The organism is Glycomyces niveus, assembly GCF_017592475.1.
Classification (GTDB): Bacteria; Actinomycetota; Actinomycetes; order Mycobacteriales; family Micromonosporaceae; genus Glycomyces; species Glycomyces niveus.
The window spans coordinates 110,145-125,686 of sequence record NZ_JAGFNP010000004.1 but is presented as its reverse complement, the minus strand read 5'-3'; the positions used below and the strand labels follow the sequence as shown (position 1 = coordinate 125,686).

The window sequence follows — 15,542 nt, the reverse complement described above, 5'->3', positions numbered from 1 at the left end:
GATACCTAGGAGAGCTCGCGATGCCAAACGCGTTTCAGCGCTGCTCTTCCAAGGCCGCCTGGAGGAGGCGGGCCGCTTCGGGGAAGCGGTCCGGGGCCGGGCCGGCGAAATTGACGCGGGCGTAGGGGCCGGGCGGTTCGGCCGGGAACCATTCGGCGCCGGGGGCGATCAGGAGGCCCCGGGACTCGCAGTCGCGCACCAGCCGCTCGGCGTCGGTGCCGTCGGGCAGGCGCAGCCACAGGTTCAGGCCGCCCGCCGGGACGCGCTCGAGCTGCGCGTCCGGCGTGTGCTCGCGGAGCGCGTCCACCAGGAGGTCGCGGCGAATCCGCACCTGGTTCCGGAAGGCGCGCAAGTGGTGCCGCCAGCCCGGCTGCGTCACCACGTCGAGGGCCGCCGCCTGCAAGACCCCGCTGACGTACATCGCCTCGGCCCCCTGGTCGGCCGCGATCCGGTCGCGCACCGGCCCGCGCGCCACCACCGCCCCCACGCGCAGCGCGGGGGACACGCTCTTCGTCAGCGAGCGCAGGTACACCACGTGCCCGCCGTCGTCCTGCGCCGCAAGGGGAGCGGGGTCGGCGTCGATCGCCAGGTCGTGCGCCCAGTCGTCCTCGATGAGGAACGCCCTGTGCGCGCGCACCACCTCCAGCAGCTCCCGCCCGCGGCTCGGCGACCACTGCACGCCCGTCGGGTTCGCGAACGTCGGCTGCGCGTAGAACGCCCGCGCCCCCGTCCGCCGGAACGCCCGGTCCACCTCCTCCGGGTCCGGACCCTCAGGGCCGCTGGGGATCGGCACCAGCGCGAGCCCGGCCTGCTCCGCGCCGAGGATCGCGCCCCAGTACGTCGGCGACTCGATCAGGAGCGGCCTGCCGGAGCCGACGACGGCGCGGAAGACCGAGCCGAGGCCGCTCTGGCTGCCCGACACGATCATCACGTCACGGGCCGTCGGCGGTGATACTCCCGCGGCCCCGCCCAGCTCGGCCGCGAACCACGCCTGCAGTTCGGGCAGGCCGCGCACCGGCGAACGCGTCAGCGCCGCTTCGGACTTCGCCGCCCGCGCGAGCGCGGTCCGCACCATCCGCTCCGGCAGCAGCTCCCGGTCCGGGTACCCCGAGTGCAGGCTGATGGCGTCCGGCGCGGCCGAGCGCTGGGTCGAGGACACCTTCGGGAACCGCGAATGCGGCGAGCCGAGCGCGGCGGTCTGCCAGCCGAAGTCCACCGCCCGCGGCGCCCGCGCCGCGCGCGTGAACGTCCCCACCCCGGGCCGGGTCTCGATGAGCCCCAAGGCATTGAGCGCGTGCATGGCCTTCTGGACGGTGACCGGGCTCGCCCCGTGCTCGGCCATGAGCTCACGGTTCGTCGGGAGCTTCGCGCCCGGCGGGGCGGCCGCGATCCACGCGCGCAGGCCGTCCACGATCCGCTGAGTGCTACTATTCGACATGAAGATAGAGAGTAGCACTATCGTCACTTCATCCCCGGCGCTATCGCAGCGATCGGGCCTGTGGTGGGGCTTCCTCGGCGTCCTGGCCTTCTCGTTCACCCTCCCGTTCACCCGCATCGCGGTCGAAGGGCTCTCGCCCCTGTTCATCGGCTCCGGCCGCGCCGTCATCGCCGCCGCGCTCGCGGGGCTCGCGCTGGTCGCCACCCGCCAGTGCCTTCCCGATGCGGCCCAATGGGGTCGGCTCGCGCTCGTCGCGGGCGGCGTCGTGGTCGGGTTCCCGTTCCTCACCTCGTACGCGCTCACCACCTCCTCGGCCGGGCACGGCGCGGTCGTGGTCGCGCTGCTCCCGGCGGCGACGGCGATCATGGCGGTGCTGCGGGTGAAGGAGCGCCCGGCGGCCTCGTTCTGGGCGTTCGCCGGGCTCGGCGCGGCCGCCGCGGTGTGCTTCGCGGCCCTGCGGGGCGGCGGGATCGGGTCGCTCGGCGGTGCGGACCTGCTGTTCTTCGGCGCGGTGCTGGCCGCCGCCGTCGGGTACGCCGAGGGCGGCCTGCTGGCGCGCGAGCTCGGGTCCTGGCAGACGGTGTCGTGGGCGCTCGTGCTCGCCGCCCCGGCCATGCTCGCGCTGACCGCCGTCTCGGTCGCGCAGGAGCCGCCGACCGCGACGCCGGTGCAGTGGCTCGCGTTCGCCTACCTTGCGGCCGTGAGCATGTACCTCGGGTTCTTCGCCTGGTACCGCGGGCTCGCGATCGGACCGATGGCGCAGGTCAGCCAAGTGCAGCTGACCCAGCCGGTCATGACGATCGCATGGGCCGCGCTCCTGCTTGGCGAACCGCTCACCTGGACCACGGTGGGCGGCGGGCTGGCGGTGATCGCCTGCGCGGGCCTCGCCGTACGGGCCCGCCTCGGGGGCGTCAGGCCGAGGCCGGCCGTCCGTACCCCTCGAGCAGCCGCAGCCAGATCTCACTGACCGTGGGGTAGGCCGGGACGGCGTGCCAGAGCCGGTCGAGCGGCACTTCGCCGACGATGGCCGTGGTCGCGGTCTGCACGAGCTCGGCCACCTCGGGGCCGACGAAGGTCGCCCCGATCATGACGCCGCGGTCCTCGTCCACGATCATCCGGGCCGCCCCCTGGTAGTCGTCGCGGGCGATGCTCGATCCGGCGACCCAGCCGAGGTCGTAGTCGACGACGCGGATCCGCTTCCCTTGCGCGCGCGCCTGGTCGGCGGTCGGGCCGACGCTCGCCACCTCCGGGTCGGTGAAGACGACCTGCGGGACCGCGCCGTGGTCGGCGGTGGCGACGTGCGCGCCCCACGGCGCGTCGTCGACCGGCCGGCCCTTCGCGCGGGCGGCGATCACGTCGCCCGCCGCGCGCGCCTGGTACTTGCCCTGGTGTGTCAGCAGCGCCCGCCCGTTCACGTCGCCCACCGCGTACAGCCAGTCGAAGCCGTCGACGAGCAGCGTGTCGTCGGTGGCGAGCCGCTCGGCCGGGTCGAGGCCGATCGACTCGAGGCCGAGGTCGGCGGTGTTGGGGCGGCGGCCGGTGGCCACGAGGAGCTCGGCGGCGGCGATGGTGCCTTTGTCGGTCTCGAGCAGGACGTCGCCGTCGGTGCGTTCGACGCGCGTCGTCGTTGCGTGCGTGAGGATCTCGACGCCTTGTGCATGCAGCGCCGCGGTGACGCGCTCGGCCGCGAACGGTTCGACCGTGCCGAGGAGGCCCTCCTTGGCGATGACGGTGACCGCGGCGCCGAGCGCCCGGAACGCGGTCGCCATCTCCACGGCGATCACGCCGCCGCCGAGGATCGCGAGGGACTTCGGCACCGACTTCGCGCTGGTCGCCTCGCGGCTGGTCCACGGTTTCGCCTCGCGCAGACCGGGAATGTCCGGGATGACCGGGGTCGATCCGGTGACCAGTGCGACCGCGTGCCGGGCGCGCAGGACCACAGTGCCCCCGCCTGCGGCGGTCACGGTGACTTCGCGTTCGCCGCTCAGCCGCCCGTGCCCGCGCACGAGGCCGATCCCGGCGCTGTCGAGCCAGTCGACCTGGCTCTGGTCGTTCCAGTCGTGGGTGATCGCGTCCCGCCTGCGCAGCACCGCGGGCACGTCGAGCCCCCCGCCGACGCTCACGCCGGGGAGCGCCTGTGCGGCGCTGAGGACCTGGACCGGGCGCAGGAGCGCCTTGGACGGCATGCACGCCCAGTACGAGCATTCGCCGCCGACGAGCTCGCCTTCGACGATCACGGTCTCGAGCCCGCCTTGGACGGCCCGGTCGGCGACGTTCTCGCCCACCGCTCCGGCCCCGATCACGACCAGGTCGACCTCGCGTACTTCGGCTGTCATCCGCCCGCCCCTTCCGATGCGTCCCAAAGAGGAAGCCTACGCGCCTCGCGGATTGACCGTCGGCGTTCGGGGTGTTGCGCTGCGGCGCAAGCGGAACCGGGCCGGGGACGCGCCCGGCCCGGTCAGGGTCCGCTAGTAGACGCTCGCTCCGATCCAGTCGTCGTGGCCGTAGCCGGCCGGGTCGGCGTAGTCGCGGTCGGCGAGGCCGAGCGCGCCGCCGGGGGGGCCGCACTGGGCGAGCACCAGCGGAGCGCCGGTGCCGGTCCCGTCGAAGCCCAGGCAGAGGTTCGAGTGCCCGGCGGGGTGGATGCCGGTGCCGTCCACGGTGAACCGCTGGTTGAGGCCGCCGTGGCAGTCCCACAGGATCAGCGCGGACCCGGCCTGCACGCGGCCGCCTTCGACGTCGACGCAGCGGTCGTGGCTGAGTTCGACGTGCAGCGAGCCGCGCTCGGGGTCGAGCCAGAAGCCCTGGTTGCGGGCGCCGTTGCAGTTCCAGGCGATGAGGTCGGTGTCGTTGCGGGAGTCGTAGCCCTCCGCGTCGGCGCACAGGCCCGTCGTCGGGTGCTTGAGGTCCTGGAACTCGAGGAGCCCTTCGTAGAGGACCGCGCCGCCGGTGCTGGCGGGGTCGACGCAGGTGGAGGTCGCCCAGTCGGGGTGTTCGTAGAACTCGGTGATGCACTGCGCGAAGGCGCCGTGCCCGAGGTAGTTGGGGTGCAGGGACTGTCGGAAGGCGTGCTCGGAGGGCAGTTCGCCCACTTCGACGTAGACGCCGCGCGCCCACGGCTGCTGCTCGCACACGCCGTGGCCGTCGAAGAGTCGCTGCGCGTCGAGGTAGCGGACGCCCTTGCCCAGGGCCGCTTCGCGGATGCCGGCTTCGAACAGGGGCACGGCCTTGTTGCGGGCGAAGGCCGCGTCGGCGAGGTAGAGGAGGCAGCCGCCGGCGTACCAGCCGGGGAAGTCGGGGTTGTCCTCGACGTCGGGGCCGCCGGGGCTGGGGTAGGACATGACGACGAGGTCGTAGTCGGCGGCGAGGTACCCGGCCTCGGTCATGGTGCGCCGCACGCCGTCGATGGCGTTCTCGACGCCGTCCCGGCTGACCTCGACGCGGGCCTCCCAGTCGTCGGTGTGGTTCGGCCAGCACGGGCCGAGGAAGAGGATGCGGTTGGTGGCGCACTCGGTGGCGACGGGGCCGAACTCGATGCCGCCTTCGTCGTTGGCGCCCACCACGATCCACACGAGCTTCACGTTGGTGTTGCGGGCCTTGATGGCGAGCTGGTCGCCCTGGTTGAGCTCGTTCCACTGCTGCTGGCCGGTGCTCTGTACCAGGTGCGGCGAGGCGGCGCCGGAGCACGCGACGTTGTACTGGAGGTCGCTCTCGATGCCGGTGCGGAAGAGCGCCTGGTCGAGCGAGCGGTCGCACCAGTTGCCGTCCTCGTGCGTGCCGGGCTCGTAGTTGCCGACGCCTTCGCCGGAGATCTCGCTGTCGCCCATGGAGACCAGCGAGGTCGAGCGCTGCTCGAGGGGGCGGATGCCGGGGCTGCCGTAGAGCGCGGTGGCTTCGGCGGCGCGCACGGCTTCGAGGTGGTCGGGCAGCGGAACGGGGTCGGGCCGTTCCGCGGCCTGGGCCGATGAGGCCATTGTGGACAGTGTGAGGGTGGTGAGCACCGCTGCTGCCAGCGCAGCGGTGATCCTGTTCCGGGGAGTGGACATGGCAGTCTCCTGTTCGGAAACATCGCTGTCGACGGATCGTAGTAGGGAGACTACCGTTACTCCGCGGTAATGTGAAGATTGTCGGATTGATCAATTTCAATATTATTGAGGGGCGGTCCACTCCGCGTGAGCGGTCAGCGGCACCAGCTCCGGACGCTCCACCGTGGTCAGCACGTCCAGGCGGCCGCCCGTCTCGGCCGCGCGCAGCAGCGAGGTCATCACCTCGAGCACGTGCAGCGCCAGCGCGCCGCTCGCCCGCGGGACCCCTTGCGCCCGAGCCATGTCCACGATCCCGACGCCCCGGCCCGACTCGGCGTACCCGGCGCTCGGCGCGAGCACCTCCCGGTCGCCCCCGATGCGATGGAGGGCGACGTCGCCGGCGAAGTGGTTCGGGTCGGGCACGCCGATCGAGCCGTCCGTGCCGTGGACCTCGATGTTCGGTGCCTGCGTCGCGTGCCCGTCGAAGCTCATCACCACGGTGCTCAGCGCCCCGCCCGCGTGCTGGAGGATGCCCGTGACGTGCGAGTCGATCGAGACCGGGATCAGTTCGCCCGCACGGGGACCGGAGCCGATCACGCGCTGGTCGCGCGAGCGGCTGGAAGCGCCGGTGACCGAGACGACCGGGCCGAGCAGGTGCACGAGCGAGGTCACGTAGTACGGGCCCATGTCGAGCAGCGGCCCGCCGCCCTCGGTGTAGTAGAAGTCCGGGTTCGGGTGCCAGCGCTCGTGGCCCGAGGCGATCATCGTGGCCGTCGCGAACGTCGGCGTCCCGATGTCGCCCTTGTCGATCGCGGCCCGCGCGGTCTGGACGCCGGTGCCCAGCACCGTGTCCGGCGCGCAGCCGACCCGCACGCCCGCCGCGTCCCCGGCCTCGACCACCCGCTGCGCGTCCGCGAACGTCGCCGCGAGCGGCTTCTCGCCGTACACGTCCTTGCCCTCCGCGATGGCCCGCAGCGCGATGTCCGCGTGGGCGGCGGGAATGGTGAGGTTGAGGACCGTGTCCACTTCGGGGTGCGCCACGAGCTCGTCGACGCCGAGCGCGACGGCCCCGGTGGCCTCGGCGACCTCGGCCGCGCGGGCCTCGTTCAGGTCCGCCACCGCCGCGATCCGGATGCCCGGGCACGCCTCGAAGGTGTGGAGGTACTGGCCGGAGATGGCCCCCAGGCCGACGATGCCTACGCCGTGCGGGTCGCCCACAGCATGCCCCTTTCGATGATGGTGCGCACGTTCTCGTCCTTGAGGACGTCGACGCTGTGGCCGGGGGTCGCGACGAAGACCCTGCCCTCGCCCCACAGGCGCGTCCACACCGCCGGGGAGGTGATCGGCCGGTGCCACGGGTGCCACGGCTGCACCGGGTGCGTGGTCGTGGCGAGCACGTCGATGAGGTCGTCGTGCAGCACCCAGTACTGCTCGGTGTCGAGCTCGAAGTCCGCCATGCCCGCGGTGATCGGGTGCTCGCGGCCGAGGTCGGTGAACTCCACCGTGTACTTGAGGTAGTTGTCCTCCTGCGAGCCCTTGCACTGGCCCGGCTCCTTGGAGGGGTGGGTCGCGAACTGGCCGCCGATGAGCTGCAGGTAGTCCGAGGAGTTGCGGTACGAGTCGGCGATGCCGCCGTGCCAGCCCGCCATGCCCGTCCCCGCGGCGACGGCCGCGCGCAGGCCCTTGAGCTGGTCGTGGCTGATCTCCGACATGGTCATGCTCTGCACGATGAGGTCGGTCGCCGCGAGCGCGTCGGCGTCCGCGTACACCTCCGGGGACTCCTCGATCCGCACCTCGAAGCCCTGCTCCCGCAGGAAGGGCAGAAACAGTTCAGTAGCCTCGACCGGCGCGTGCCCCTCCCATCCGCCTCGGACGATCAGCGCTGTTCGCTCGCTCATATGGTTCCTTCGCCGGTGCTCTGACACCGCTTGTTGTCGTCGTTTTCGGGTCGCGGCTCCGACCGTAGCCCATGCCGCGGACGACCGCAACGGGCTTCCCGTCGATGGACGATCGAATAGTGAAGGAAACAGTTTCAAGAGCGGGCGAGCCCCGGACCGACTGCGCGGTCCGGGGCCCGCCCCGGTGTCTAGGCGGTCGCCGGACGCGGGTCCGGCACCGTCCACTCGTACTCGCCCGAGCCGACCTCCTCGGCCCCGCGCCCCGGCAGCGACACCACCGCACTCGTGTTGGGCGGCACCGTCGCCCGCACCACCAGCGCCTCCCCGTCCGCCTCCCAGCGGACGGTCGCCCGCCCGTACGGCGTCTCGTGCTCCGTCGCCGCCCAGTCGAGCCCCGCCAGCGGCAGCGGCGCGACCGCGAACCGCCGGTACCCCGGCTCCAGCGGCGCCAGCCCCGCCACCGCCCGGTGCATCCAGTCCGCGATCGCCCCGAACGCGTAGTGGTTGAACGAGGTCATCTGCCCCGGATTGATCGTGCCGTCCTCCAGCATCGAGTCCCACCGCTCCCAGATCGTGGTGGCCCCCATCGTCACCGGGTACAGCCACGACGGCACCCCCGTCTGCAGCAGCAGCGCCCGCGCCGTCCCCGCATGGCCCGTCCGCACCAGCGCGTCCTGGATCAGCGGCGTCCCCACGAACCCCGTCCCGATCCGGTGGTCCGCCCGCTCCACCAGCACCGCCAACCGCTTTCCCAGCCGCGCAAGCAGATCCGGGTCCCGCGCCAGCCCGAACATGATCGCCAGCGCGTACGCCGTCTGCGCATCCGACACGATCCGGCCCGCCGGCGTCACGTACTCCCGCAGCCACGCCGCCCGCACCTCCTCGGCGTACGCCTCGTACCGCTGCGCGTCCTCGTCCAGGCCCAGCACGCCCGCCGCGTCCGCCACGAGCCGCGAGGACCGGTGCAGGTAGGCGCTGGCGACGATGTCGTGGTCGGTCTTCGCCTGGCCGGGCTCGTCCGGCGGGGCGTTCGGGTCGAGCCAGTCGCCGAACTGGAAGCCGCCCTCCCACAGCCGCCGCTCGCCCGCGAGCGCGGCGACCTGGTCGACCCAGGCCTTCATGCTCGGGTACTGGCGTTCGAGCACGCCGCTGTCGGCGTACCGCTCGTAGAGGACGGAGGGCACGACGGCGGCGGCGTCGGCCCAGGCCGCGGCCGGGGTCTCGGCCCAATAGAGCACGTTCGGCACGATGAAGGGGACGCCGTCGATCGCCTTCTGCTCGAGCGCGAGGTCCTCGAGCCACGAGGCGAGGAACCCGGCGGCGTCGTACAGGTAGGACGCGGTGGGGGAGAAGACCTGGATGTCGCCGGTCCAGCCGAGCCGCTCGTCGCGCTGCGGGCAGTCGGTGGGGATCGACAGGAAGTTGCCGCGCATGCCCCACACGACGTTCTCGTGCAGGCGGTTGAGCTGCGGGTGCGAGGAGTCGAACCAGCCGGTGCGGTCCATGTCCGAGTGGACGACGACGGCGGTGACGTCGGCGGGGTCGAACTCGCCCGGCCAGCCCTGGATCTCGGCGTAGCGGAACCCGTGGAAGGTGAACGCGGGCTCCCAGGTCTCGACCCCGTCGCCCGCGAGGGTGTACCGGTCGGTGGCCTTGGCGTGGCGGAGCGGGCGCACGCCGAGCTCGCCGTGCTCGAGGACTTCGGCGTGCCGCAGCACGACCGTGTCGCCCTCCCCGCCCGAGACGCGGATGCGCAGGTGGCCCACGAGGTTCTGCCCGAAGTCGAGCACGGTCCGTCCACTGGGAGTGGTGATGACCTCGGCGACGGGCAGCTCCCCGGTGGCCCGCACCGGCGGCGCGGTGCGCGGGACCGGGACGATCGCCTCGGCGGTGTCGGTGCGCGCGTCGAGCCAGGCCCGGTCGTCGAAGCCCGGCGAGGACCAGCCCGGCATGGCGCGGCGGGCGTCGTATTCCTCGCCCGCGTAGATGCCGCTCGCGGTGATCGGCCCGTCGGCGGTGGCGCGCCAACCGCCGTCGCCGGTCGCGACGACCTCCTCCGCGCCGTCGTCGTATTCGAGGACGAGCTGCGCCGCGAAGCTCGGGTACTTGCCGTAGAACGGCCTGGTCTCGCCGTGGAAGCCGAAGCTCTCGGTGTACCACCCGCCCGCGAGCGCGGCTCCGATCGCGTTGGGGCCCGCCGTGAGCAGGGCGGTGACGTCGTTCGTCTCATGCACGAGGCGGCTCTGGTACGCCGTCCACCCGGGCTTGAACCGCTCGTCGTCGACCGCGACGCCGCCGATCTCGACCTGGAACAGCCCGCGCGCGGTGCTGTACAGCGTCGCGGCCCGGAGCCCTCGGCGCACTGCGAACTCCCGGCGCAGCAGCACGGGCTGCCCGATGTCGGCGGGCTCGGGCACGGTGAGGAACCTCGCCCGCCATTCGCCTTCGGCGAGGAACCCGGCGCGGATCTCCAGCGGTTCGCTCCAGTCCGAGGCGCTGCCGTCCGCGCCCTCCGCGCGGACGCGCAGCCGGCCGCGCTCGCGGGGGAGCAGCGACTCGAACGGCCAGGCGGTGAGGACCGACTCGGGCCCGTCGACGCGGGCGACGGCGGTCGCTTCGCCGCGCCGCCATTCGATCTCGGCCCCGGCCTGGGTCCAGCCGGGGGCGGCGGTCTCGGTCTTCCACGACAGGCGCGGCCGGCTCGCGCCCGTGTACGGCGAGTCGGTGCGGTACTCGGCTTTGACACTGTGGACAGTCGGTTGCATGCGGGTGGCTCCTAGCCCTTCATGTCCCGATTGGAACGATTCATTTTCGCGAGGGATCGTGTATGCAGTTGTGCTCGTAAGGCAAGGATTCAGTGGTCGCCGAGCGCGCTCAGGCGCGTGGCGGCACCGCACGGGCGCGGCGGCCGGGTGCTGGAGCGGACGACGAGGTCGGGTGCGATCACCTCGTGCCGCGCCTCGGTACGCCCGGCGATGCGTTCGAGCAGGAGCTCCACGGCGAGGCGGCCCATCCGCTCGCCGTCCTGGCGGACGGTGGTGAGGGAGATGCCGGGGTGGCCGGCGATCTCGATGCCGTCGTAGCCCGCCACCGAGACGTCGTCGGCGGTGAGCCCCGCGTCCGCGACGGCGCGCAGGACCTCGAGCGCCGGTTCGTCGTGGCAGGCGAAGACCGCGGTCGGGCGTTCAGACCCCGAGAGCATCCGGAGCGCGGTCGCGTGCGCGTCGGCGGTGACGTCGGCGGCGCGCGCGACGCTGATGCGGTCGCCGAATCCGGCCTCCTGCATCGCCGTGCGGTACGTGTGGAGGCGGATCGTCTGCGGCACACCGGAACCGTTCGTGGCGTGGTCGGCCTCCCCGGTGAGGTGGGCGATGTCGCGGTGCCCGAGTTCGAAGAGGTGCCGCATGACGGCCCTGGCCCCGGCCTCGTCGTCGCTCACGACGGTGTCGTAGCCGTCGGCCCGGTCGTGGCGGCCGAGCATCACCACCGGCACCGTCGCCGAGAGTTCGGTGAGCCACGCGGGCTCGACCAGCGGCGAGACCGCGATGACCCCGTCCACCTGCCGGTCGACGAGGGCCCGGATGGCCCGGTAGCCCTCGGCGTGCGCGGGGTCGGCCGGGGCGATGATGAGCTGGTAGGGCGAGCCGGAGAGCGCCGCGGTCGCGCCCGCCAGCAGCAGCGGGAAGAACGGGTTGGAGAGCTCGGGTATCTCGATGCCGAGGGTGAACGTCTTGCCGCGCATGCCCCTCGCCGAGATGCTGGGGCGGTAGCCGAGCTGTTCGACGGCGGCCGTGACGCGCTCGCGCATCGCCGGGCTGACGCCGTAGGCGTCGCGGATGACCTTGGAGACCGCGGCCCGCGAGACGCCCGCCGCGCGCGCGACGTCCTCGATCGTGACCGAACCGGCCGGGCCGCGAGCCGCCATGCCAACCCCCGTCGTGTGTAGTGGCGATCAATCTACACATGTTGTAGAGCGATCTACAAGACCCGAGTCCGGGAACACTTCGGGGCCGCCCGCGCCTGCGGACGGCCCCTCGCACGATCGCGCTGCGGCGCTAGGTCATTCGGCGGTCAGGTGGATCATGACCGCCTGCACCGGCCACAGGCTCGGCAGCTGCAGGCCGACCTCGCCGAGGACGCGGCCGGGCACCGTCACGGCGTCCTTGCCGAGCCACGGCGGGGTCGTCCAGCCGTGCTTCGCCGCGCCGATCTCGTCGCGCACCCGCAGCGTGTAGCGGCGCTCGGGGTCGAGGCCGTCGAGCCGGACCCGTTCGGGCAGCGCGTCTTCGAGCGAGGCGACCGTGGCGACGGTGAAGACCGCTTCGGAGCCGTCGGGGGCGACGACGCCGCGCACGCGCAGCGCCGGGTCCACCGCGTCCGGGTGCACCACGGCGCCGGTGTGCAGCAGGCCGCGCAGCTCCTTGTAGAGCGCGCCGAACGCCTTGATCTGCTCGGTCTCCTCCTCGGTGCAGGAGAGGATGTCCCATTCGAAGCCCGCCGAGCCCTGCATCGAGGTCGCGATCCGGTAGGCGAGCGGCGTGGCGCGCCCGGAGGAGTGCGCGGGGGAGGGGCCGACGTGCGCGCCGATCATCTCGGGCGGCAGCACCAGCTCGGTCCAGCGCTGGATGTCCTGGCGCTCGACCGGGTCGTTCGAGTCCGAGGCCCACACGCGGTCGGTGCGGGCGAGGATGCCCAGGTCGGTCCGTGCGCCGCCGGAGGAGCACGACTCGATCTCGAGGCCGGGGTGGTCGGCCTTGAGCCGGTCGATGAGCCGGTACGCGGCGAGGGTCTGGGGGTGCACGCCCGGCCGTCCCCCGTGGACCGCTTCGACCAGGTCGCGGTTGTGGTCCCACTTGATGAAGGCGATGCCGAGCCGGTCGACGAGGGTCGACATCTGCGAGCGGATGTGTTCGAACGCATCGGGATCGGCGAGGTCGAGCACGTACTGCGTGCGGTACGAGAGGCCCTCGGGCGAGGGCACGGACGCGGGGTTGGCGAGCAGCCAGTCCGGGTGCGAGCGGGCGAGGTCTGAGTCGAGGTTGACCATCTCGGGCTCGAACCACAGCCCGAACTGCATGCCCAGGCTCCGCACGAGCTCGGCGAGCGGTTCGAGGCCGTCGGGCCACACGGCCGGGTCGACCTCCCAGTCGCCCAGGCCGGCGCGGTCGTGCCGGCGTGCCGTGAACCAGCCGTCGTCGAGCACGAACCGTTCCACGCCCACTTCGGCCGCCTTGCGCGCCAAGGCTTCCACGCGGGCGGGGTCGTGGTCGAAGTACACGGCCTCCCAGGTGTTGAGCACGAGCGGGCGGGCGGTCCGCGGGTGCTGCGGGCGGGCGCGCATCCAGGTGTGGAAGCGGGCCGAGACACCGTCGAGCCCGGTGTCGGACCAGGCGAAGTAGGCGGTGGGCGTGCGGTAGGTCCCGCCGGTCTCGAGGCGGATCTCGCCGGGGCGCAGCAGTTCGCCCGCGCCGATGAGCGTCACGTGGTCGGTGTGGCGGTCGGTGCGGTGGCGCACGTCGGCGCTCCAGCCCAGGTGCACGGCCCACACGTCGCCGCTGCGGTTGCGCGGGGATCCGTTGGAGGCCAGGGTGACCCACGGCGAGTCGTGGCCGCCGCGCCCGCGCCGCGATTCGCGCACGGTCGAGCCGCGCGGGATCGCGCCGGTCGCCGGGGCCTTCTCCCGCGCCCAGCGGCCGGTGAAGGAGGTGAGGTGGTCGGCGGTCTTCGGCATCGGGAGCACCGTCTCGAGCCAGGCGACGTCGACCGTGCCGCCGCCGTCATTGCGCAGCTCGTGGTCGACCAGGACGAGCCCGCCCGCGCCGATCTCGAGCCGGGTCGTCAACGTCAGCCCCGCTTCGGCGTCGACGGCGGTGACCGTGGCGGCCGTTTCGCCTTCGGGCGCCACCGTCGCGGTCCAGCGCGGGAAGAGCGGCATCCCGTCGCGGGTGGCGAGGAGGGCCGGACGGCCCGACCAGCCCTCGGACTCCTGCGGCGCCAGCGAGAGCCGCCACGCGGCGTCGAGCGTGCCGGGCGCGGTCTGGCGGCCGGTGAGGCGGTCGAGCCCGTCGAGGTCCGCGGCCGTGAGCGGGCCGAGGTCGGCGCCCCAGTGCAGCACGGCCGGGAGCCCTGAATCCGGGGCGCTGAGGATGAGGGCCACGCCGTCGCGGCGCAGGAGGGTCGGGGTTCCGTGGTTCACGTTGCTCCTTCGGGTGCGGACAGTGCTTGCGGCGCTTGCAGAGTGGTCGGCGGCAGCGCCGCCGCGCGTCTCGCGCGGTGAAAGTCGCGGCGGAAAGGCGCGGTCCAGGGGCACGCTACAGGGCTTAACCGGGTTAACGAAACCGGATTCTCAACCCGTTCCAATGATATGTGATATGTGATATGTTACTGCGAATCCGACGGCGTGAGGCAGCACGCAAAGGGTCCAACGGCACGCACCCTCCCGCGCACCCCCCTGCATGCCAGCGCGAACTAGCGATTGGAAATCCCCCCATGATCAGAAGAGCAACCCGCGCGGCGGCGGCGCTCGCGGCGGCGGCGCTGCTGCTCACCGCATGTTCCGGCGGCGAGAGCGGCTCAGGCGGCGACGGCCCCGGCGGCGAGCCGCAAAAGGGCGGCACCGTCCACATGCTCCAGAACGCCGACTTCTCCTACCTCGACCCGGCCCGCGGCTGGGACGGCGGCGTCAACGCCTTCTACCGCCTCATCTACCGCGGCCTCACCATGCAGGCCGCGGGCGACGCCGAGGACCCGAACGCCGTCGTCCCCGACATGGCCGAAAGCCTCGGCACCGCTTCGGAAGACGGGCTCACCTGGACCTACACCCTCAAAGAGGGACTGAAGTTCGACAGCGGCGACCCCATCACCTCCGCCGAGCTGAAGTTCGGCATCTCCCGGGCCTGGGACCCCGAGATCGGCATCGGCTCGCCCTGGCTCCGGAACACGATCGAGGCCCCCGAGGACTACAAGGGGCCGTACCAGTCCGGCGAGCACCCCGGCATCGAGACCCCCGACGAGCGCACGATCGTCTTCCACCTCAAGGCCCCGTTCCCCGAGTTCGACAACGTCGTGGCGCAGGTGAACGCCGTGCCCTTCCCGGTCGGCACCGGCGCGGGCGACGAGTTCATCAAGGACGTCATCGCCTCCGGCCCCTACACGCTCGAGTCGTACACGCCCGGCAGCTCGATCAAGCTGGTGCGCAACGAGCACTGGGACCAGGCCACCGACGACGTGCGCAAGGCCTATCCGGACGCGTGGGACTTCGAGATCGGCCTCGAAGGCGCCACGATCGACGAACGCCTCCTCGCCGGGCAGGGCTCGGACGTGAACGCCATCTCCGGCAAGATCCAGCCCGCGACCCTGGCCCGCCTCCAGTCCCCGGAGCTCCAGGACCGCGTCGTCAGCGCCGAGGCCTATTGCGTCACGTACATGGGCATGGACACCACACAGGCCCCGTTCGACAAGCTCGAGGTGCGCCAGGCGATGAACTACGCCGTCGACCGCACCTCCCTGCAGACCGCCTCGGGCGGCACGCAGCTCGCGCTCCCGGCGACCACGATCATCCCGGACGCGGTGAACGGCCACAAGGACTTCGACCTCTACCCGAGCGAAGGGAACAACGGGGACTCCGAGAAGGCCAGGGAACTGCTCGAATCGGTGGGGCTGGGCGGCGGCTTCTCGTTCGTCCTCGACATCCGCTCGAACCCGATCATGCAGGCGCAGGCCGAGTCGATCCAGCAGGCCCTCGCCAAGATCGATGTGGAGGTCGAGCTCAACGTCATCGACACCTCCACCTTCTACGAGACCATCGGCACCCCGTCGCAGATGCACGACGCGGCGATCACCGGCTGGTGCCCGGACTGGGCCTCCAGCTCCAGCACCATGGTCCCGCCGCTCGTCGACGGCCGCGTCATCACCGAGAAGGGCAACACCAACATCGCGCAGATCAACGACGCGGGGCTGAACGCCCGCATCGACGAGATCCGGGCGATGACCGACCTCGGGGCGGCGAACGTCGAGTGGGGCGAGTTCGACGAGGAGGTCATGGCGCTGGCGCCGATCGTCCCGCTGCTGCAGGAGCCGAGCGTGTTCCTGCCGGGCGAGAACATCGCCGGCTACATCCCGAACACGAGCATGACCGACCTGACGATCATCGGCCTGAGCGACCCGTCGCGAGGCTGATCT

10 protein-coding genes are annotated in these 15,542 nt (G+C 72.3%); 2 read left to right on the top strand and 8 right to left on the bottom strand.

All coding sequences use genetic code 11. From position 1 onward, the window contains the following. Positions 1 to 34: 34 nt before the first annotated feature. Positions 35 to 1,438 (bottom strand): aminotransferase-like domain-containing protein, encoded by a 1,404-nt coding sequence (locus tag J5V16_RS08970; RefSeq protein WP_208495765.1) that lies wholly within the window; start codon positions 1,436 to 1,438, stop codon positions 35 to 37. Between J5V16_RS08970 and J5V16_RS08965 the strand changes: the two genes are divergently transcribed. Next, positions 1,437 to 2,405, top strand: a complete 969-nt coding sequence (locus tag J5V16_RS08965; protein ID WP_208495764.1) for a DMT family transporter — start codon at positions 1,437 to 1,439, stop codon at positions 2,403 to 2,405. The two genes, J5V16_RS08970 and J5V16_RS08965, sit on opposite strands and share 2 nt — an antisense overlap. On the opposite strand, the gene J5V16_RS08960 is transcribed toward J5V16_RS08965, so the two are convergent. The 7 genes from J5V16_RS08960 to J5V16_RS08930 form a co-directional block, all read right to left on the bottom strand. Then, entirely contained in the window at positions 2,350 to 3,774 is a 1,425-nt protein-coding gene (locus J5V16_RS08960) for a dihydrolipoyl dehydrogenase family protein (protein WP_208495763.1), read from the bottom strand. The two genes, J5V16_RS08965 and J5V16_RS08960, sit on opposite strands and share 56 nt — an antisense overlap. Positions 3,775 to 3,906: 132 nt before the next feature. Next, positions 3,907 to 5,484 carry a ricin-type beta-trefoil lectin domain protein gene (locus J5V16_RS08955; protein ID WP_208495762.1) on the bottom strand — a complete coding sequence of 526 codons (1,578 nt, stop codon included), beginning with the start codon at positions 5,482 to 5,484 and terminating at the stop codon, positions 3,907 to 3,909. Between the two features lie 102 nt (positions 5,485 to 5,586). After that, a complete protein-coding gene (locus J5V16_RS08950; protein ID WP_208495761.1) occupies positions 5,587 to 6,681 on the bottom strand; it encodes a Gfo/Idh/MocA family protein in 1,095 nt (364 codons plus the stop codon). Continuing rightward, entirely contained in the window at positions 6,660 to 7,361 is a 702-nt protein-coding gene (locus J5V16_RS08945) for a ThuA domain-containing protein (protein WP_208495760.1), read from the bottom strand. Before J5V16_RS08945 ends, J5V16_RS08950 begins: the two co-directional genes overlap by 22 nt. Positions 7,362 to 7,549: 188 nt before the next feature. Further along, the gene (locus J5V16_RS08940) at positions 7,550 to 10,126 is read right to left on the bottom strand and encodes an alpha-L-rhamnosidase (RefSeq protein WP_208495759.1); all 2,577 of its coding nucleotides are present in this window, start codon (positions 10,124 to 10,126) and stop codon (positions 7,550 to 7,552) included. 89 nt (positions 10,127 to 10,215) lie between these two features. Further along, a complete protein-coding gene (locus J5V16_RS08935) occupies positions 10,216 to 11,286 on the bottom strand; it encodes a LacI family DNA-binding transcriptional regulator (protein WP_208495758.1) in 1,071 nt (356 codons plus the stop codon). A 135-nt stretch (positions 11,287 to 11,421) separates the two neighbouring features. Beyond that, entirely contained in the window at positions 11,422 to 13,557 is a 2,136-nt protein-coding gene (locus J5V16_RS08930; RefSeq protein ID WP_208495757.1) for an alpha-galactosidase, read from the bottom strand. A 293-nt stretch (positions 13,558 to 13,850) separates the two neighbouring features. Between J5V16_RS08930 and J5V16_RS08925 the strand changes: the two genes are divergently transcribed. Further along, the gene (locus tag J5V16_RS08925) at positions 13,851 to 15,539 is read left to right on the top strand and encodes an ABC transporter substrate-binding protein (RefSeq protein ID WP_208495756.1); all 1,689 of its coding nucleotides are present in this window, start codon (positions 13,851 to 13,853) and stop codon (positions 15,537 to 15,539) included. The last annotated feature ends 3 nt before the right edge of the window (positions 15,540 to 15,542 follow it).

Bases quoted from the DNA above. Each gene is read 5' to 3' on its own strand.
- J5V16_RS08965 (WP_208495764.1), top strand. From the start codon at position 1,437: ATGAAGATAGAGAGTAGCACTATCGTCACTTCATCCCCGGCGCTATCG.
- J5V16_RS08970 (WP_208495765.1), bottom strand. From the start codon at position 1,438: ATGTCGAATAGTAGCACTCAGCGGATCGTGGACGGCCTGCGCGCGTGG.
- J5V16_RS08960 (WP_208495763.1), bottom strand. From the start codon at position 3,774: ATGACAGCCGAAGTACGCGAGGTCGACCTGGTCGTGATCGGGGCCGGA.
- J5V16_RS08955 (WP_208495762.1), bottom strand. From the start codon at position 5,484: ATGTCCACTCCCCGGAACAGGATCACCGCTGCGCTGGCAGCAGCGGTG.
- J5V16_RS08945 (WP_208495760.1), bottom strand. From the start codon at position 7,361: ATGAGCGAGCGAACAGCGCTGATCGTCCGAGGCGGATGGGAGGGGCAC.
- J5V16_RS08940 (WP_208495759.1), bottom strand. From the start codon at position 10,126: ATGCAACCGACTGTCCACAGTGTCAAAGCCGAGTACCGCACCGACTCG.
- J5V16_RS08935 (WP_208495758.1), bottom strand. From the start codon at position 11,286: ATGGCGGCTCGCGGCCCGGCCGGTTCGGTCACGATCGAGGACGTCGCG.
- J5V16_RS08925 (WP_208495756.1), top strand. From the start codon at position 13,851: ATGATCAGAAGAGCAACCCGCGCGGCGGCGGCGCTCGCGGCGGCGGCG.